Annotated in this window: 20 protein-coding genes; 11 read left to right on the top strand and 9 right to left on the bottom strand. The window is 49.2% G+C overall.

Annotated elements, in window-relative coordinates; translation table 11 throughout:
- Positions 1-185 precede the first annotated feature (185 nt).
- Entirely contained in the window at positions 186-491 is a 306-nt protein-coding gene (locus M0R33_RS11035) for a hypothetical protein (RefSeq protein ID WP_292568730.1), read from the top strand.
- A 149-nt stretch (positions 492-640) separates the two neighbouring features.
- Here M0R33_RS11035 and M0R33_RS11040 read toward each other — a convergent pair whose 3' ends face one another.
- From M0R33_RS11040 to M0R33_RS11055, 4 genes are all read right to left on the bottom strand, one after another.
- Positions 641-1,249, bottom strand: coding sequence for a hypothetical protein (locus M0R33_RS11040; RefSeq protein WP_292568732.1), 609 nt, complete (start codon positions 1,247-1,249; stop codon positions 641-643).
- Positions 1,250-1,404: 155 nt separating this feature from the next.
- Entirely contained in the window at positions 1,405-2,160 is a 756-nt protein-coding gene (locus M0R33_RS11045) for a hypothetical protein (protein WP_292568734.1), read from the bottom strand.
- A 359-nt stretch (positions 2,161-2,519) separates the two neighbouring features.
- Positions 2,520-3,443: a methyltransferase domain-containing protein gene (locus M0R33_RS11050; protein ID WP_292568736.1), complete on the bottom strand. Its 924-nt coding sequence runs from the start codon at positions 3,441-3,443 to the stop codon at positions 2,520-2,522.
- A 27-nt stretch (positions 3,444-3,470) separates the two neighbouring features.
- Positions 3,471-4,403 (bottom strand): methyltransferase domain-containing protein, encoded by a 933-nt coding sequence (locus tag M0R33_RS11055; RefSeq protein WP_292568738.1) that lies wholly within the window; start codon positions 4,401-4,403, stop codon positions 3,471-3,473.
- Between the two features lie 408 nt (positions 4,404-4,811).
- Between M0R33_RS11055 and M0R33_RS11060 the strand changes: the two genes are divergently transcribed.
- The 6 genes from M0R33_RS11060 (at position 4,812) to M0R33_RS11085 (ending at position 9,785) form a co-directional block, all read left to right on the top strand.
- Positions 4,812-5,273 (top strand): hypothetical protein, encoded by a 462-nt coding sequence (locus M0R33_RS11060; RefSeq protein ID WP_292568740.1) that lies wholly within the window; start codon positions 4,812-4,814, stop codon positions 5,271-5,273.
- Positions 5,274-5,388: 115 nt separating this feature from the next.
- Positions 5,389-6,357 carry a polyprenyl synthetase family protein gene (locus M0R33_RS11065; protein WP_292568742.1) on the top strand — a complete coding sequence of 323 codons (969 nt, stop codon included), beginning with the start codon at positions 5,389-5,391 and terminating at the stop codon, positions 6,355-6,357.
- A gap of 335 nt (positions 6,358-6,692) precedes the next feature.
- The gene (gene lptF / locus M0R33_RS11070) at positions 6,693-7,829 is read left to right on the top strand and encodes an LPS export ABC transporter permease LptF (RefSeq protein WP_292568744.1); all 1,137 of its coding nucleotides are present in this window, start codon (positions 6,693-6,695) and stop codon (positions 7,827-7,829) included.
- A complete protein-coding gene (gene lptG, locus M0R33_RS11075) occupies positions 7,826-8,893 on the top strand; it encodes an LPS export ABC transporter permease LptG (protein ID WP_292568746.1) in 1,068 nt (355 codons plus the stop codon). The genes lptF and lptG overlap by 4 nt, the downstream gene beginning before the upstream one ends.
- A gap of 67 nt (positions 8,894-8,960) precedes the next feature.
- Entirely contained in the window at positions 8,961-9,272 is a 312-nt protein-coding gene (locus tag M0R33_RS11080) for a hypothetical protein (RefSeq protein ID WP_292568748.1), read from the top strand.
- Positions 9,273-9,587: 315 nt separating this feature from the next.
- Positions 9,588-9,785, top strand: a complete 198-nt coding sequence (locus M0R33_RS11085) for a hypothetical protein (RefSeq protein WP_292568750.1) — start codon at positions 9,588-9,590, stop codon at positions 9,783-9,785.
- Here M0R33_RS11085 and M0R33_RS11090 read toward each other — a convergent pair.
- The 5 genes from M0R33_RS11090 to M0R33_RS11110 form a co-directional block, all read right to left on the bottom strand.
- A complete protein-coding gene (locus M0R33_RS11090; protein WP_292568752.1) occupies positions 9,772-10,434 on the bottom strand; it encodes an ABC transporter ATP-binding protein in 663 nt (220 codons plus the stop codon). The two genes, M0R33_RS11085 and M0R33_RS11090, sit on opposite strands and share 14 nt — an antisense overlap.
- The gene (locus M0R33_RS11095) at positions 10,431-11,567 is read right to left on the bottom strand and encodes an efflux RND transporter periplasmic adaptor subunit (protein WP_292568754.1); all 1,137 of its coding nucleotides are present in this window, start codon (positions 11,565-11,567) and stop codon (positions 10,431-10,433) included. The genes M0R33_RS11090 and M0R33_RS11095 overlap by 4 nt, the downstream gene beginning before the upstream one ends.
- Positions 11,568-11,763: 196 nt before the next feature.
- Positions 11,764-13,089, bottom strand: a complete 1,326-nt coding sequence (locus M0R33_RS11100; protein WP_292568757.1) for a selenium-binding protein SBP56-related protein — start codon at positions 13,087-13,089, stop codon at positions 11,764-11,766.
- Positions 13,090-13,120: 31 nt separating this feature from the next.
- On the bottom strand, positions 13,121-13,396 hold the full coding sequence (locus M0R33_RS11105; protein WP_292568759.1) for a DUF4242 domain-containing protein: 276 nt from the start codon (positions 13,394-13,396) through the stop codon (positions 13,121-13,123).
- A 179-nt stretch (positions 13,397-13,575) separates the two neighbouring features.
- Positions 13,576-14,184 carry a TetR/AcrR family transcriptional regulator gene (locus tag M0R33_RS11110; RefSeq protein WP_292568761.1) on the bottom strand — a complete coding sequence of 203 codons (609 nt, stop codon included), beginning with the start codon at positions 14,182-14,184 and terminating at the stop codon, positions 13,576-13,578.
- A gap of 250 nt (positions 14,185-14,434) precedes the next feature.
- On the opposite strand from M0R33_RS11110, the gene M0R33_RS11115 reads away from it, so the two are divergent.
- The 4 genes from M0R33_RS11115 (at position 14,435) to dcd (ending at position 17,875) form a co-directional block, all read left to right on the top strand.
- Positions 14,435-14,740 carry a hypothetical protein gene (locus M0R33_RS11115; RefSeq protein ID WP_292568763.1) on the top strand — a complete coding sequence of 102 codons (306 nt, stop codon included), beginning with the start codon at positions 14,435-14,437 and terminating at the stop codon, positions 14,738-14,740.
- Positions 14,741-14,969: 229 nt separating this feature from the next.
- On the top strand, positions 14,970-15,572 hold the full coding sequence (locus M0R33_RS11120) for a hypothetical protein (protein WP_292568765.1): 603 nt from the start codon (positions 14,970-14,972) through the stop codon (positions 15,570-15,572).
- A gap of 93 nt (positions 15,573-15,665) precedes the next feature.
- A complete protein-coding gene (locus tag M0R33_RS11125; RefSeq protein WP_292568767.1) occupies positions 15,666-17,240 on the top strand; it encodes a bifunctional aminoglycoside phosphotransferase/ATP-binding protein in 1,575 nt (524 codons plus the stop codon).
- Positions 17,241-17,308: 68 nt separating this feature from the next.
- Positions 17,309-17,875, top strand: coding sequence for a dCTP deaminase (gene dcd, locus M0R33_RS11130; protein WP_292568769.1), 567 nt, complete (start codon positions 17,309-17,311; stop codon positions 17,873-17,875).
- The last annotated feature ends 13 nt before the right edge of the window (positions 17,876-17,888 follow it).

The following is a 17,888-nucleotide window of genomic DNA, read 5'->3' on the forward strand; positions in this document are numbered from 1 at the left end:
CAGCGCAGCGACAAGAGTGGGTGGTGACTTCCTTTGGAGTTAAATGAGTTCTTTTAGGTCCGTGTCTCAATAGGCACAAGGCTTGAAATGGTTTAATCATCCCGAAAAGCACGCTTGTTTCGCAATACGGTTTAGTAAAAACCCAATTCAAGCAACACGACGAATGGAGTTATTACGCCTTGGGCGTGCGCAATGCCGAAACGGACTATAGCCTGAGCGCGGGCATTAAATACAAACCAAACGATAACCTGTTTTTCAACCTGGAAGGGGGTATCTTTCAACGGTCCGGAAGATACCCAGTTCGGTCGCTGGGGCAACAACGATTTCCTGCGTTTGCGAACGATTTACAAGTTTTAATGCGTATTGCAGTTTCAAAACTGCCGGGCATTCCAGTCGAAAATTTGCCAGTGGCGGCGATCGGCCATTTGCAGCCACAGACGTTTCGGGCTTGGCTGGCAGCAATGGCGTACTATTCATGCCTTTCAATTTAGCCAAAATCGTAGGCCAGAATAAGCCGATAGGCGTTTCTGGCGATTTAAAGTTTGCCGGAAACGCCTATTCCGGCCTACATGGCTGTTGATCCGTTGGGTTGGAATGTCCACAAAAGGCTGGCAAGCTTCGCGGCCGGTGCAACGAAGGGTTAGGTGGCGTCCGTTCTGTCGGCGCCGTTTTTTGCCATCAGCCCATCTATCATGTCTTCCCATGCTTCTAGATCGTGAGGTTTATCCCGAGAAGCAAGCGCGTTGGCCAAGTCGATAGGCAACTCCCAAGCACTGACAAGGGCTTGAAGGCTCCGATTGTGAGCATCCATAAGCAGACGTTGGGCGGCGACGGCATGCTTTGCACTTATCGCTGTTTCGCGGACTGCAGCGGCGGCGTTCGGGTCTCTTGAAGCTGCCTTCAGAAACTTCAGGCTTGACACAATCTCTGTCGTGTTCTGCTCGCGCATTTGATTGATGAGAACTACAAGTTCTATTGTGGAGTTGCGTTCAAGTGCAACTGCTGTTCGCTGCTGCAACTCCGCTTGCTTGTCTAGCTGACGCTCATGGTCGCTGGTTTGCTCGTCCTGCCTGTAGATCGCGAACGCAGTTCCAGCTAAGGCAAGTCCCGTGAAGAGTGCGCTGAAAGCACCAAAGCTGTCCCCAAACAGGCCGCGCTCTTGAAGCTGCGGGTACATGTACGAGACAAAGAAAAAGTAGAGCAACCAAAGAACCGCGCTAACGCCGAAGAACGCAAAGAGTCTATGCATAGGACCTTCCATTATTGTGTATGTACTAGAGAACGTTGCAGTTTAGTGACCGCGCCACCTCACGCCTAACTCAGCCAAGGAAGATACATCGCGACCTGACGTCGGCTGGAGCGCAGTGTTATGCGATATTTCGGATAGAAAATTATCAATTACCATCAATCACCAAAGCACTGACGAAAAGCAGCCTCTTGTCTAGCCAGATCTGTCTTATCGAAAGATTGATATATGAATCTATTTACGGTATTTTCTTTTGCTATTTTGCTCAGTTCACTGGGTAATTCTATCACTTCAAGTGAATTTGCTTTTTCAAGAAATGCTAGATTTAAAAAGAAATGCTGAGGCTGGCTTTTGACAGTATTAATCATTTCCTCAAGCGAATGTACTAACTTACCAGGACCAGCATAATTCCCATTTACATACTGGACATCTAGAGGGAGAGACTGCGCATTTGACGCTAAGAAAAAGTTATTTAGTTCGACTACGGACTGACGCTTTTCTTTGTCAGGAATAGAAATGCAAGCGTCAAAAGGCTCGTTTTCACTTATAGTTGGATTTCCATTTAATGGATAGATAAAAGAAAAACTATCGAGTGAACTTGGCCTTTCGTCGATGATTTCGTCCGCTCTATACCCAATGTTGGACAATATTCGATTTAGCCTAGGCTGATGAAGATTCCACGCTATTCGATGACCAAAGCATGCAGTCACCTTGTTCACTCGCCCACGCTTCCTAATCAATTCGCAAATATCGTTTAGCCTTAGTTGACCTGAATCATGAATCATAATCGTAGCGCTATCACACTCGTAAACAGTAATTAAGCAATTCTGTATACCTCCGGTATAAAAACCAGTAACTGCATTTTGATCTTGTTCTATGACTCCAGCACCGTCTTGGATAATTTCTATGAACATAATTTTGTCTATTTAGGTAGGGCCGTAGGCTGGGTAGAGCAACGCGAAACCCAGCGGTTACTTTGAAACAGCCAAGTTTCTTTGCATCCAAAATGTTTTTTGAATTTCAATACTTTTCGGCTTCAAAGCTGGGTTTCATTATCATTCAACCCAGCCTACTTTCTAGCATCATTTTAGCTATTTTCTGGTAGATTGACTGACGGCTTAAGTTGGTAAGCGAGCACTCCATGCTTATAGGCAACAGGCAGTAGTGGGTCGATTGCGTCAATTCGCCTCTTCCAAAAGACCTCATTCTCAACTGCCGCAACCTTGTCGAAACAGCTGCTGTTTCGATAAGGAATACGAGTGTTTAAGTCTTTTTAGGGTTTTGTGGCGCAAAACACCAAATACTCCGCCATACGGTCATGAAAAAAAGCGTATTGGACAAGCCCGGCATTGTGATTGGCGGTTTGGGTCGCTGTGCGTAATCCTAACCACTGACTGATTTTTTGTACTGGATTCAGGCGGCGGGAGGTTTTATACATGTGTTTGGATGAAGGCAGGACGTTGCTGCTGATGTCCTGAATGCGGATATCCTTGAATCCTGCCTGTTCCAATCCGGCGCTGAAGTTAGTCCGGTCGGACAAATTAGGCAGCATCCAGCCGTTCAGGAATCCCATCACGGTTTTCCACTCTTGTTCGTTAAACTCGCGCTTCAGCATAAAGGCGTCGCACAAAATCAAGCGTCCGCCGGGGCGCAATAAACGGAATGCTTCCCGGATAAGATCATCTTTTTTCAGGGCATAACACGAACTCTCTAATGCCCAGACGATATCAAACGATGCGTCTGCAAACGGAGTTTCGCAGTAATTAGCCACTTCAAAACTAACTTTTGCATCCAGCTGTCTGCGCCTGGCCTGCTGGTTCGCATAGTCTGCCTGTTTCTGGCTGACGGTGATGCCAACCACCTCGTTGCCGTACTCGCTGCCTATCCAGAGGGAGCTGCCGCCCAAGCCGCAACCCGCATCCAAGACCCGCTCGTGAGGCTGAATTTGGGCAGTTTCGTACAGCAGGCGATTGGTATTCAGCAGCGCTTGATGATGATCGTACGCTTGCTCGCTGTTCCAATAGCCGTAGTGCAGGGCCAGATTTTGCCGGTTGCACCAGGCAAATAGATAGTCGTTGTGACAAGACTCGTAATATTCGACGGTGTCCTGTATCAGCGCCTCGTCATCAAGTTCGGCATTAGTGGGTGCGTCAGGTTGATGGTAGTCCTGGTCCAGTTCCAAATAATAGGTTTTCACGTGCGGTAGGCTCGCTTGCAATGACAATTACGGTTTAGTAGCGGTAAAAACACAATACTCAGCATAACGATTGCGGAACATATCGTATTGTGCAAGCCCTGCGTAGTAATTGGCCGTTTGCGCCTTGTTGCGTAAGCCCAACCATTGACTCAGCTTCTGTAACGGATAAAGTCGTTTGGTGACTTTATACATGTACTCGGCGGACTGAATGGTTTGTTCGTGAATATAATCCAGTTCAATACCTTGGAAACCGCAGCCTTCCAACAAGCCCTGAAATTCGTCGCAGTAGCACAGGTTGGGTACCGCCCAGCCGTTGAAAAACCCCAGCATGGTTTGCCATTGTTCTTCATTGAATCCGCGTTGCATCATGAAAGCGTCGCAGTAAACGATGCGGCCGCCGGGCTTCAACAGGCGGAATGCTTCTTTTAGAAAAGCGCCTTTAAATTGGGTGTGGCTCACCGCTTCGGCATTCCAAACTATATCAAAGCTTTCATCTTCGAACGGAGTATTGCAAAAATCCGTTTGCACAAAATCAACCAGATTTGCGACGCCTTTTTTCTTGGCATAATTGGTCGCGTAACCAACCTGTTTCCCACTAATGGTGACGCCGGTGGCCCGGTTGCCGAAATTTTTTGCCATCCAGATAGAGCTGCCGCCAATGCCGCAGCCCGCATCGAGCACTCGGTCGGTAGGACGAATCTTCGCCTTGTCGTACAGCAATTGGTTTTTATTGATCAGAGCCTGGTGCTGATTATAGGGTTCGGGACTGTCCCAATAACCGTAATGGAAAGCCAAATTATCGCTGTTAGCCCAAGCAAATAAGTAGTCATTGTGACAGTCTTCAAAATGCTGTGCAGTGTCGGCAACGAGAGGTCTATCGGAAACTGCTACATCAGCTTTCAGACTGTCGCTGCGGTAATCCTGGTCGGGTTCCATGAAAAATAATTGTTGTGTTGACATAGGCCTTAAATAATATTGTTGTGCAAGAAGCAACGCCTTGTTACCCCTATAAAATCGGCGGATATCGTCGCACATGCGATAAACTTAGTACAGTGTTAGCCTTGTCCAATGACACATTCACCTGAGCGAAGCGATGAATTTCCTGCGTGATGTCGGCCTTGGAAAGCGAAAAATGGGATCAGGGAGGCATGATTGCGTCACTGCAGACTCAAGGGCAAAAATGCTGTTTACCGGTGTCATTATGCCCGCTGTAAATGCGCGGACAGGGATAGGCTGCACCGGTTCCGGGCAAAACCAGCCGGTTGGCTAACCGGCTGTATTCAGTATTCACCGACGCCGGTATTATCAAGACCGGCGCCGAGCAGTTGCCATTCGGATAGAGGCCCGGAGTATATCGATCATCGGGTGGTGAAACCGCTGGAGAAATTGCGCATCGAGCTACGTTCTCGCCCGACCAACGATAATGTGCTGGCGAAGAGCAAGAATGCGTCAATCGTCGCTTACTATCTCGCTGATAGCCATATTCCGGAACACTTTGCTAGGCAGATGAATGCTTCGCCGTGCAGGTGTTGCCGCTTTCCGAGTGAATATCAGGATAACAAAGCCAAAATACGCAACTGCTACAGCTATCAAGACATGACGATACGTTATGAAAAGTTCCGCTCGCCGGGCGAGACGGAAGGCCAGCTAAAACAGAGTGCCGCCTTGGAAAAAATGGACGCATTCGCCGCCGAATACAGCGATAATGATGCCGGCCAATCACTCAACGAAGCCAAGGCAAAACACTTTCAATTAATTGACAAATCCCAACATAGAATTGCTTGGTCATTTCTCACAAACCATCTTCGCTCAGGACTATGTCTGGATTGAAAAATGCTGTGTTGATGTTTAAGGCACCCGAAAATCATATAATGGGAAACCGAGCCCGGATTTGGGCAACGAAACACATCACGATCTACGTATTTTTAACTACTAAAATAATAACATGGCGGCAGAAACAGAAATTATCCGACAAAAACTCACTCAGCTTCTGACGCAGGATCCTTATCTTTTACGAGTTTTTCCGTCCGCAGGTAATATAGAAAGAGCAAAACTCAGCCGTGCCAGGCTGTTATTGAAAAACGCGAAGGACAATAAAGTCGATTTGAACGCAGCGATTGAAGCGGCTATCGCCATTGAGGTCGTTCATTTGGCTACCCTGATCCATGACGACGTGATTGATGACAGCCCGATGCGTCGGAATACCGCCAGTTTTAAGGCGTCGCACGGTAATAAAAGTGCCGTGTTGTATGGCGATTATCTGTTCAGTCTGGCGGTCAATCATGTTCAGGCAACCCAAAACAGTGCTTGTGCCAGCGTTTTTACCGAATGTATTCACGATACCTGTCGGGGCGAGGCCATTCAGGATTTAGTGCTGTCTGAGCCGCAATTTTCGCCCAGTACGGAGGATTTGTTCGCAGTGGCGCGCGGCAAAACGGGCGCTTTATTTGCATTCTGTACCCAGGCACCCGCTTTGATCCGCTCCGACACCCCCGAAGCATTACAGGCAGCCTTGAAGGAAATCGGCTATTTACTGGGATTGGCTTATCAATTAGCGGATGATGTTTTAGATCTGGCCGGTACTCAGGAAAACCTGGGTAAACCGGCCTGCAATGATTTGAGGGAAAACTGCATGACCACGCCGCTGTTTCGACTGATGCAGGAACTTAATTTGGATTGGCAACAATTGCGCAGTCGCTACCTCAATAACGAAAGTGAACTGAGCGAGTATTTCCTGCAAAGCACCAGCTACAAGACTATGAAGTCTGAAATTGACGCCGTGAAGGACGAGTTGGACAGGCTGGTCGAGGTGTGTCGTTCCCATGACTGGGAAATCCAGGAAATCGTCGCCTATTTTTGGGGTGAGTATGTGCAAAACAGGCTGTATTCGCTTAAGGATGCCGAGTGTCATTAATCCCGATATTGAACCTGTCATTTGTTCTGTAGAATCTGAATTTTTTGCACAACAGGTCTATCCCCTTAAGTGTAGTTCTAACAACTCGTCATTCCCGCCAAAGAGATAATCCAAGGTAGTGCCGTGCTCCCGCCTTTGCGGGAGAAACGATTTTGAATGATTGGAAACGCTTAAAATTAAGGCGATTGCTAACAGAAAATGTACCCGGCAGTTGGGATATTCTTCACGGGAAATGGTCTCACTGCGGTCAAAAAGGACTGATGGCGCATTGGTTTTCTTTTAATTGGCGACAATTTTCCTAGAGGCTCAACGGTTTAAATATCTGGAGAATTTTTTTGAACATTGATCGAAATCTACCCGGCGCCGGCCGTCCTTTCCGTCTGCTGACCGTGTTGGACAAGATGATCATCAAAGACCTGTTTAAAACCGTGGTTTCGGTTTTAACGGTGTTGGTGGTGATTATCGTCAGCCGTAAATTCATCAAAATTCTGGCCCAGGCCATCGAAGGTAATATTGCCAGCGAAACCGTTTTAGCGCTGCTGGGCTTGAAAATCGTGGTAGCCGCGGCAACCTTCTTGCCCGCAGCTTTATTCATGTCGGTGTTAATGGTATTGGGGCGCATGCATCGCGAACAGGAAATGGTGGCGATTTCCTCTGCGGGCGGCGGCGTATTTACCATTTACCGATCGGTGTTTGGCTTGATTGTGCCGTTAAGTATCTGTGCGGCCGGGTTATCGATGTATGCGGCACCGTGGGCAGAAGCGCGGAGCGAACAATTGATGCATCAGGATAGCGAGAATGCCGACATTCGCGGCATTTCCGCGGGACGGTTTAGTGAATACAGTGGCGGAGAGCTGATTTTTTACACTGAAAATGTCGATGCCGGCGGCAAAATGAGCAAGGTGTTTGTACAGAACAAACAAGGTAATAAGCTGGGGGTCGTGAATGCCGAGTATGGGCGGCTGGAGTATTTGCCGGGAGGCTTGTATCTGATTTTGGAGCAAGGCGAACGGGTGCAGGGAATTCCGGGGCAGAAAGACTACACCATAGAAGCTTTTAAAGAATATGCGGTACTGGTAGAGAAGAAGGCGGTTGCCTTTGTGCCGCATCTGGAGGCGTTGCCAACGGGCAAACTGTGGCAATCCAAACAGCTTGCCGATATTGCACATTTTCAGGATAGGCTGAACGCGCCGTTTGGTGTGCTGCTGTTGGCGTTTCTGGCTGTGCCGCTGGCTAAATCTTCACCGCGCGGCGGTGTGTACGGTAGCGTTTTGGTGGCTTTCGGCATTTATTTTGCCTATGCCAATTTGCAGCGCGTCAATCATAGTTGGGTGATGAGTGAAATAGTGCCAACCTGGTTGGGCTATTTTTGGGTGGAAGCCTTGTTATTGATGGTGGGCTTGCTCATGCTGGTACGTTTATATAGCTGGAAATGGGTGATGCTAAAATTAACCGGTAAGGTGGCTTTGTGAATGTTTTGACCTTGTATATCATAAGGGAAGTAACCAAAGGCTCATTACTGGCTGTATTGTTGCTGCTGACTTTGTTTAACCTGTTTACCTTCAGCGACGAGTTAAAAGACTTGGGGCACGGCAATTACGGCTTAAAGCAAATTATCTTGTACGTCGCGTTGACGTCGCCGCGAGTGTTTTTCGATTTGGTGCCCTCTGCGGCATTGCTGGGTAGCTTGTTTGTGGTAGGGGCCATGGCTAATAATCGCGAGATTGTGGCCATGCGGGCGGCCGGTTTATCCATAGGCTGGATCATCCGCAGCATTATGTTGGCGGGTTTGGTGCTGGTTGTGGTGGCGGTGGGAGTCGGTGAATTTGTGGCCCCGTCCGCCGAGCGTGCCGCGCAAATATTAAAAACCACAGCCCAGAACAATGGAGTGGTATTGCGTTCGCAATACGGCATGTGGCTCCGGGAAGGCAATCGTTTTATCAATGTACGGCAAATTCTCGATGACGGTTCCCTGGGTGATATCCGGGTTTATGAAGTCGACGAACAGCACAAATTGAGCGAAGTGACCCAGGCCGAACACGGCCAGTTTTTGGGGAATAAGCGCTGGCAATTGACGAATGTTAAACAATCCTTCATTTCGCCCAAGCAAATCAATGCCAATAGCTTGTCTGAACTGGATTGGCAGTCGAGTATCGATTCCGATTTGTTGAAAGTGGCGGTGGTTAATTCCGACAATTTGTCGCTGTTCGATTTGTACAACTACATTGCTTTTTTGAAAGCCAACAACCAAAAGTCGCAGAATTACGAGTTGGCTTTCTGGAGTCGCTTGATCAATCCATTGGTCACTTTTGTTATGCTGATGGTCTCCGCGCCGTTTGTGATCGGTATCGGTCGCGGCATTGGTACCGGCGGCCGTATCATGATGGGCGTGTTGATTGGTATGAGTTTTAATATTTTGGATAGGATCGCCGGTCATATGGGCTTGGTGTATGACATGAACCCGATGTTAATGGCTATCGCACCCAGTGCAGCGGTGTTTACCATGGCTTTGTTTGCGGTGTGGCGGATGAGTTAAATCTATTTGTAAAATAGCAATCCTTAGATGATTTTTTATTTGATTTGTTGAAACTAGAGGGCTCACAATGCGGAAAACCAACCGTTTAATATATAGTCTCCCAGGCATGGGTTTAGCCGTTTTAATCAGCGGTTGTGCCGGCGAAACCACGCCGCCGCCCGCGCCGGAAAAAATTCTGTCCGGTGATCAAATGTTGCGGGACAGTCAGGGTATCGCCCAGCTAGGCAGCCGTTGGCAGGAAGGCAAGCAAATGGTGGAAAAAGGCTTGTCCATGCAGCGCGACGGCCAGCTGAAAATCGATCAAGGGCGGATCATGGTGGAAGAAGGCCAGAAAATTATGCTGGAGAGCGAAGAGGGTTATAAAAGCATTAAAAAATAGTACCGTCCACTGCCCCCCAAACAAGTTCTTAACCCGGCCCTAAATGCTGTTGCCTTGGACCGGGGGAAGGACTTGTCGCTTCTGGTTTCGAAAATCTCAATCAGACCCGCCCTTAAATCGCAAGCCGCATTCCTAAGCCGTAAAAATTGGCAAAACGGTGGCGCCATTTCGCAGGTTTTGCTCATGCATAAATCTAATATAGAACTTTTAGACCGGAATATTGCCGAACATTAAAGCCAGAAATGCTGGTTTTTCGACAAAATAAGTAGCGGAATGTACTTATTCTGTTGACCTCTAAAAAAAAGGAGGGTCAAAATGAAAAAAGTACGGAAAATAGTGTATTGCTCGCGTTGCGGCGATGAAATATCCGCGGAAGAGTTGGCGCTATTATCGGGTACCACCTGTGCATTATGCAGTCACATGCAACAGGAAGCTCGGCAAATTCACCAAGAAAAACGTAAATCCGCCATAAGATTACCTTTGCTTCACACCGTTTCGATTATTTCTCGATAGCACCGTCGACAATACGAATTCGTCGGCTAGCCCGCTCGCCGATGTTGCTGTCATGGGTGATGATCATTAATGTCACGCCTTGGCTGTTGAGCTTTTCCAATAAATCAATAATTTCCATGCCGGCTTTGCTGTCCAGATTGCCGGTGGGCTCGTCGGCCAGCAAAATGGCGGGTTGCATAACCATGGCCCGGGCAATAGCGATGCGCTGTAGCTGGCCACCCGACAATTGGTTGGGTTTATGTGCCGCCCTATCCAGCAAATTCACGTCCGCCAACGCTTGCCGCACTTTCTGCTGACGCACTTTACTGTCGATGCCTGCCAGTATCAGCGGCATTTCAATATTTTCGGCGGCCGTCAGGCGTGGAATCAAGTGAAAAAACTGAAACACGAAGCCGATGTTTTCTCGGCGGATTTTGGCCAGCTCGTCATCGCTTTGCCGGGTGACGTCGTGGCCATTCAGGATATAGCTGCCCGACGTCGGCTGGTCCAGTAGCGCGATGATGTTCAGCAAGGTGGATTTGCCCGAGCCGGATGGGCCCATCACAGACACATATTCGCCGTGCCGAACCAATAACTCCACCCCGTTCAGGGCGTGCACGGTTTGTTCGCCGACCTGAAAGTCGCGGTGGATATTACTGAGCTGGATCATGGCTTGATGACGACCTTGGCGCCGTCCGTCACGCCTTCCTTGCCGATCGACAGTGCGACCCGGTCGCCGGCTTTTAGGCCGGATAAAACTTCGGTATAACTCCAGTTGGATAACCCGGCTTGAAAGCTTTGTTCGTGTAAGACATTGTCTTCGTCCAACTTGAACACCCGGTTGTTTTCCAGAATGGCTTCCGCCGGCAAACGGAGTACGTCATCTTTCTTGGCCAGTTGTACTTCTATATCGGCACTGTAGCCGGGTAATAATTCGGCTAAATCCTTCGGATCCCTCAAGGTTACTTCCACTTCCACGGTACGGGCTTGCTTTTCTTTTTCCAGCACGTAGGGGGCAATGCGGGTGACGATACCCGAGCAGCGCTTGTCGGGAAAGGCATCCAGGGATACGCAGGCCTGCATGCCGGGTTTGAGCGCGGCGGCATCGACTTCGTCTATCGGTGCCGATACGGTCAGGCAGCTGATGTCCAGCAAATCGATAGGCGGCAGGGTAGGAATGCCGGGCGGCGACGGCGTGACGAATTCGCCCAGCTCGGCATTCACTTCGGCTACGGTGCCGTCGAAAGGCGCTAATACCAGGGTGCGGCGCACGCCGGCTTCGGCAACCGTCACTTGGGACTCAGCTACTTCAATATTCTGTAGCGCCGCTCGGCAGGCCGCGCGCTGCGATTTGCTGCTGCTGACCGCCTTGTCGACTTGTTCAACCGAGACAATCTGTTTGCTGGTCTGTAAGCGGGATAAGCGCGCGGCTTCGCGTTCGGCGCTGCCCGCCAATTGACAAGCCTGCTCGGCACTGGCTTTAGTGGCTTTGACCTGGGCTGTTTGCAAGCCGACCTGGGCTTTTAAATCCTGGTTCCATACTTCCAGCAGCAGCTGGCCTTGTTTGACTTTGTCGCCTTCCTTGACATGCAGTGCCGCCACTTGGCCGCCGGTGGCCGGGGCCAGATAAGCACGGCGGCAGGCTTTGACCGTGCCGACCCGGGTATTGGCTACCGTGGATTGAACTTGGCCGGTTGTTAAGGTAAGCACATCCACTTCTACGGGTTCTGGGCGTCGACTGTAGTAAAACAGGGTAATCAGTAGCGCCAAGACTGCGACGATAACCAGTGATTTAGTTTTCATGAGGGCGAATGCTTGAGGCTGGGTTGGCTTGGATTCACTAGCCTACCGCGTCTAACCTGATTTTCAAAGCGGCAGTTCGCTTGGGATAAATTAAACTCTCCACGGCAGAGAGCTATAAAAATACGGCTTATCCGGTTTTACCGCCATTTCAAGAAATGGCGGTTGGTCGCCGGATAAGCCGGCCGGGGTAAAAATATTACATTTCGGCTTTTTTGCCGTACAAGGAGTAAGCGCCAAAACGCATTTGATGGGCTCTGCCCAGTTTCTCCTCGGTAAAGTCGATTGAGAATTGCTCGGTTAGCTTTTTGCCGTCCCAGCTATAGGCTTTGAAAAACTGTTCGTTATCCACGCCTTTTTTATCCCAGTTGGCCAATAACGACGAGGTGTAATACAAGCGTTTGCCGTCCCAGCTGGATGAGACCATATTGACCTGAGAAGCAATTTTTTGCTCGAATACTTGTTTAGGGTGATATGGATCGCTAATGTCGAAACGGCGAGTCATGCCGTCCAGGAAAGTATTGACCCAGAGCGATTTGTCGTCGCTGGAGATGGAAATGTCCACTGGCAGCGGGATTTTGCTGGGATCGCCGATGTCGGCCACATCTTTAGCTTGCCATTCGCCCTTGTCGTCTTCGTGGATTAACCAGATTTTCGAGGTCAGCGCTGTGCTGGTAAAGCAATAGTTGTGGTTCTCACCCCAGGCACAACGAATTTCTAAAGGTGCGCCCGGTACGTCCAATACCTTTTTCGCCTGACGGCTATGTAAATCCCACACCACCATAGTATTGCCGAAACGTTTCATGGCTTCCGGGTCCTGCAACATTTTGCCGAAGTCCATCATGTAATTTGACCAGCCGGTAAACGAGGAGGTCAACATCATGTTTTTGCGCGGCAACACCCGCACATCATAATTGTAACCGTCTGCGTATTTGCCGGATTTGATTGCGCCTTGCAGGTTGCTGTCGGTTGGCAGCCAGTAGGTGGCAATGTAATCGCCGGCGTTGCTATATTCGACGATGGCAGTACGGCCACCGTGGTCCTTGTTGTTCGACAAGGCGGTAATAATTATTCGTCCCGGCAGGGCATGAAAGCTATGCGGGCCGACCACGCCGCCGCTTTTGGCGACGAAATCGGTGATGGTTTTTGTCAATTTGGGTTTGGCAGGGTCGGTCGCTACGTCGAAGATAAATATCTTGTTGGTATCCAGGCCGCCGGCCCACAGAAAACGACGGTCATCGGTAAAGTCTGAATGATGCGCCTCGTTTCGTCCCCCAACCGACAGACTACCAATTACTTTGCCGTATTTGGCTGACTTTGGGTTGACGTCAACAGTGACCAGTTTGTCCTGTTCATCGCCGACGCCTTCCGAGCCTAGGGTCCAGATGTAAACAAAGTCTTCCTGACCGGTGATTTTAGCCATGTAAGGTGAGGCGCAGGTTTCGTCGGCGCTGGCCGATAAGCTGGCCGCGCTGAGCAGGCAGGTGATGCTAAAGGTTTTTAGCTTGCTAGGTATGTTTTTCATTGTGGTTCTCTCCCCGTGTGGTGGTGGTTAATCAAGCATCGCCCGTAGTCGGGTCTATGATGGTCTTGACTTCTTCGATGCGATTAGCAGGGAAACCGCCTAGGTTGGCGTGTTCCTGAATCGCTTGTGCGTTTTCCGCCAGATAAATGCAATAGATCTTGTCGGCGGTGACGTAGCTTTCCAGCCACTGAATGCGCGGCCCCATGTCACGCAGTATGCAGCATGACTTTTGGGCTATACCGTGCAGTTCGGTTGGAGTCAGTTTACCGGCTCCAGGCATATCGCGCTCTATAATGAATTTAGGCATTATAAATTCCTAATAATCGACCGGTCGTCTAGTTCGCCGGTGTTAAAAAATGCTGCCCGATGGGCAGCGGATTAATTATATTCCGTAGGCTGGGTAGAACCGCAGCGAAACCTAGTTTGGCGTCTTGTTCATGCAGGGCTTTATTGCATTTAACAGAATCAAATTCGCGCCCGCGGCATTCATATATTGACCCTTGCTTTGAAATAATCATCCAACAAATCCCGACAAACCGCCTGCAACGGGTCCACGGATTGCTCAACCTTCATCCGCAGCAGCGCGCCTTGCCAGCTGTTTAACATAAGGTTGGCCATACTTTTTGCTGATCTGTCCAAGCGTACCTTGCCTTGTTGCTGACCGCGTTCCAATGCGGTTTTTTGCAGATTACTGTACCGTTCGACAGCGTCCAACAAAGCCTTTTGGCATAAGGGGCTGGTATCGCCTATCTCACCCATTAAATTACCCAACAAGCAGCCGCCTTTAAAGCCGGTTTGCTCAACTTCCGCAATCAATTCCGAATAATAGGTTTTTAAGGCAGATAAACCGTCCGCGCCCGGATTTTGCAAATGTGTCGTCAATCGTTGAATAAAGGGTTCTATGTAATGGCTGACCGCTTCCGCGGCAAATTGTTCCTTGCTATTGAAATAGCTGTAAAAAGAGCCTTTGGGAATCCGTACCGTGTCCAGAATCTCTTTCAAGCCCGCGGCGTGGTAGCCTTTTTCCAGCAATAAATTGACCCCCTGCTCCAGCAGTTTGTCTTTTTTGATTTGTTTAGGCTTTAAAGTCAGCATGGGCTAATTATGCGACCGGTCGTCTTTATTGTAAAGGTAGATTTTTCTGCGCGGGGGGGCATGAACCAATTGCGTTCAGAAATGTTCAAATCAAGGTAGGTAACTGGAAAAGCATTGCAAAAATGACCCATTAGCAAGGCAGCTTAAAAGCTGGTATATTGAATTAACATATTGATATATAACATAATTACTATGTTTAATTGTCCTTAGAATCGCTGTTAGTATAAAGGTTGAGCATTTATTGATTGCCATGAGTTCAGAAACGCATTTTCGCCGTAATCATTCACGGCGCCAAAGTGAAAGAAGGGCTAATCCCTTCCCATTCAATTCGCAGGAATGGATAGCTGTGATGAGGGAGAGCTATGAATTATGGCCAAAGCATGACCGTAGAGAAATGGAGCGTCGTACGGCGGATAGGCGTGCGACCGAGCGGCGCACTCAGCGAAGAAACTCTTTAGCTGCCAAGCATCTGCGCCGATCCAATCGTCATTTTGCTGAAGATATTCTGGCGGAAGACGAAAAGAAAATGATTATGGATTTATTCCGCGAGGAATGACCCTTAGGTAGCGTTGTCTAGTTTCGCTATTGAGTTTGCCAAGACATAATGGCTTGGCGTTCCGGAGCCGCAACTGCTATTTTATGCGAGGGATAGCGTTGATTGGTTTGGCGCTTTGGTGGTCGCGGGTCTATTGTGTAACTCGAGTTTGTGCTTTGCATGGCAAGGGGTTTTAATAAACTGGCGACGCCTAATTAATTGACCAACGACATGATTTTTAGGAGGGCGTATGAGCCAAACTGACGGACTTACCGATTTCGATCATTTTTTACCGCAGCGTAATACCTTGTTTGTGCGCGGACTGGTTTTGACGGTTTCAGGCGGGCTGTTAACCTTGTTTTCCCTGTTAATCCCGGATGTCAGGATTATGTTTCAAAACAGTTCATGGCTACCAATGGTGGCGATTGTGATTCTGGCCAGCGGGGCTTTTTCCTGTTTGGATGCCGTTTTTTGGCGCCATACCAAAGAGTTTTATACGAATTTGCAGATCGCGGTGTTAGATTCAATTGTCGGCATCATGTTGCTCACAGAGTTGAATAAACCGGCTGACAAATTAATTATGCTGGCCGCGGCATATTTGATGATAAAAGGATTATTTCGGGTGTTTGCCGGCTATGCGGTGCATTTTTCCCACTTCAATGTGGCAATATTCGGCGGCATGTTGTCCGTATTCCTGGGCATTTTGTTATGGCAAGAGTGGCCCTTGTCTTCGATGTGGTTTATCTGTTTTTGTTTAAGTATCGATATTTTTACCCGTGGCTGGGCTTTGACCCGGTTTGGGGTTTGGTTGAAGGCGCAGAACAAATTAAAAAAACCCAGTCCCTTGATATAGCCTGCCCACCAGCCTGTTTGATCGTAGAATATATTTGGTTTCGGCGTTCTAAACGCCTTGCTTCCGGCTTTCATTTCAGTACTAGGAAGGTCCATGGTTAAAGGCGATTTGGATTGCACATTAATCGAGTCTCTAAAAAACCCTGCCTGTTACCCGCATGCGGTAGATTCGATACACTTGTTGGAAACACACATATCCTGGGTTTTGTTGGCTGGCGAATATGTTTACAAAATTAAAAAGCCGGTCGACTTCGGCTTTCTGGATTTTTCCGCATTAGACCAGCGACATTTTTTTTGCAGGGAAGAGCTGCGTCTTAATCGGCGGCTGGCGCCAAGCCTGTATCTGGACGTGGTCGGTATAGGGGGTAGTCCACGGCAGCCGGTATTCAATACCGAGCCGGTTTTTGAATATGCCGTCAAAATGCATCGTTTTGCCGAAGCGGATTTACTGGATCATGTGCTGGAACGCGGCGTTTTGACGCGGCACCATATGCAAAGCCTGGCCAATACCCTGGCTGAGTTTCACGCCGGTTTGCCGCCGGCCGCGGCCGATTCCGGATATGGCGACGCGGAAGCGGTGGCGTTTCCAGCCAAGCAAAATTTTCAGCAACTGGCTGTGTTGTTGGATGAAACGTATGGGGCACGGCTTACCCGCTTGAGGGCGACGAGTGAGCATGAATTTGCCGCGTGCCGGAGCCAGTTTGAGCAACGCTTGCAGGCTGGCCAAGTGCGGGAATGTCACGGTGATCTGCATTTAGGTAATATCGTTTTGCTTGCCGGTAAGCCGACCCCGTTTGACGGCATCGAGTTTAATCCGGCTTTGCGCTGGATCGATGTCATGAACGATATTGCCTTTTTGTTGATGGATCTGCAACAGCGGCATAGGCCCGATCTGGCCTATGCTTTTTTGGATGCCTACTTGCAAACCAGCGGCGATTATGCGGGCTTGGGTGTGTTACGGTTTTATTCGGGATATCGGGCCATGGTGATGGCTAAGGTTAGCGCTATTCGTGCCGCCCAACTGGGTGGCGCAAACGGTCGGAGGGCATGCTGGCGTTATCTGGACTTGGCCGAGCAGTTTTACGGAGCGCCAAAAACAGGCTTGATCATCACCCACGGTCTGCCGGGCTGCGGTAAAACCACGGTATCGCAACTTGTCCTGGAGCGGCTGGGTTTTATTCGGATTCGCTCCGATGTCGAACGCAAACGCTTGTTTGGATTGCAATCGCATCAAGCCAGTCGGTCCGGTCAGGATGGCGGTATTTACAGTCCGGAAGCCACCGCAAAAACCTATCGGCATTTACTGCGGTTGGCCGGCGACATGCTGCGAACGGGCTTTTCGGTGCTGGTCGATGCGGCCTTTTTAAAGGAGGCGGAACGTGGGCGATTTTTCAGTTTGGCCCGTCAGCTGGAAATACCGTTTGCCATCGTTGATGTCAGTATCGACGAAATGCTACAACGGCAGCGGATAAGCCAGCGCCGAAACGATGCTTCTGAAGCCGATAATGCGGTGCTGGATGTATTAAAAAACGCCAGCGAACCTTTGACTGCCGAGGAGGGTAATTACGCAGTGCAAGTGCACAATAACGGTGCCATCGAAGACATTATTTCCCAAATGCCGGCTTGGGATAGATTAAATCAGCTGTTGCAACGGGTTGACGCGGATTAAGAGTAAATTTTTCCGCTTCAATATGCTATTTTGATCGCTTGTTTATTTATTTAATTGCAACAAGCCACATGAGCATAAAATCAGACCAATGGATACGCCGTATGTCCGCGCAACACGGCATGATAGAACCGTTTCAAACCGGACAGGTGCGGGAATCCGAACAGGGTCGCATCATTTCCTACGGCACATCCAGTTACGGCTACGATGTGCGTTGTTCCAACGAATTCAAAATCTTTACCAATATTAATTCCACCATCGTTGATCCCAAGGATTTCGACGAAGGCAGTTTTGTCGATGTAAAGTCGGATGTTTGCATCATTCCGCCCAATTCCTTTGCATTGGCTCGGACCGTGGAGTATTTCCGAATTCCTCGCGATGTTTTGGTAGTCTGTCTGGGCAAATCGACTTATGCCCGCTGCGGCATCATCGTCAACGTCACGCCTTTGGAGCCGGAGTGGGAAGGTCACGTGACGCTGGAGTTTTCAAATACTACGCCACTACCGGCCAAAATTTACGCTAATGAAGGCGTGGCGCAGATGTTGTTTTTCGGCGGCGATCAAATCTGCGAAACCTCCTACAAGGATAGAGGCGGGAAATATCAGGGACAGGTCGGCGTCACCTTACCTAAGGCATAAGCTCCTTCTCATT

The sequence above is a fragment of the Methylomonas sp. genome (assembly GCF_023228165.1).
Lineage (GTDB): Bacteria > Pseudomonadota > Gammaproteobacteria > Methylococcales > Methylomonadaceae > Methylomonas.

What these genes read in the sequence shown, in the direction of transcription:
- M0R33_RS11095 (WP_292568754.1), bottom strand. Translation starts at nt 11,567, where the DNA reads ATGAAAACTAAATCACTGGTTATCGTCGCAGTCTTGGCGCTACTGATT.
- M0R33_RS11065 (WP_292568742.1), top strand. Translation starts at nt 5,389, where the DNA reads ATGGCGGCAGAAACAGAAATTATCCGACAAAAACTCACTCAGCTTCTG.
- M0R33_RS11115 (WP_292568763.1), top strand. Translation starts at nt 14,435, where the DNA reads ATGAGTTCAGAAACGCATTTTCGCCGTAATCATTCACGGCGCCAAAGT.
- M0R33_RS11125 (WP_292568767.1), top strand. Translation starts at nt 15,666, where the DNA reads ATGGTTAAAGGCGATTTGGATTGCACATTAATCGAGTCTCTAAAAAAC.
- M0R33_RS11105 (WP_292568759.1), bottom strand. Translation starts at nt 13,396, where the DNA reads ATGCCTAAATTCATTATAGAGCGCGATATGCCTGGAGCCGGTAAACTG.
- M0R33_RS11045 (WP_292568734.1), bottom strand. Translation starts at nt 2,160, where the DNA reads ATGTTCATAGAAATTATCCAAGACGGTGCTGGAGTCATAGAACAAGAT.
- M0R33_RS11040 (WP_292568732.1), bottom strand. Translation starts at nt 1,249, where the DNA reads ATGCATAGACTCTTTGCGTTCTTCGGCGTTAGCGCGGTTCTTTGGTTG.
- M0R33_RS11055 (WP_292568738.1), bottom strand. Translation starts at nt 4,403, where the DNA reads ATGTCAACACAACAATTATTTTTCATGGAACCCGACCAGGATTACCGC.
- M0R33_RS11100 (WP_292568757.1), bottom strand. Translation starts at nt 13,089, where the DNA reads ATGAAAAACATACCTAGCAAGCTAAAAACCTTTAGCATCACCTGCCTG.
- M0R33_RS11085 (WP_292568750.1), top strand. Translation starts at nt 9,588, where the DNA reads ATGAAAAAAGTACGGAAAATAGTGTATTGCTCGCGTTGCGGCGATGAA.
- M0R33_RS11120 (WP_292568765.1), top strand. Translation starts at nt 14,970, where the DNA reads ATGAGCCAAACTGACGGACTTACCGATTTCGATCATTTTTTACCGCAG.
- M0R33_RS11110 (WP_292568761.1), bottom strand. Translation starts at nt 14,184, where the DNA reads ATGCTGACTTTAAAGCCTAAACAAATCAAAAAAGACAAACTGCTGGAG.
- M0R33_RS11090 (WP_292568752.1), bottom strand. Translation starts at nt 10,434, where the DNA reads ATGATCCAGCTCAGTAATATCCACCGCGACTTTCAGGTCGGCGAACAA.
- M0R33_RS11080 (WP_292568748.1), top strand. Translation starts at nt 8,961, where the DNA reads ATGCGGAAAACCAACCGTTTAATATATAGTCTCCCAGGCATGGGTTTA.
- dcd (WP_292568769.1), top strand. Translation starts at nt 17,309, where the DNA reads ATGAGCATAAAATCAGACCAATGGATACGCCGTATGTCCGCGCAACAC.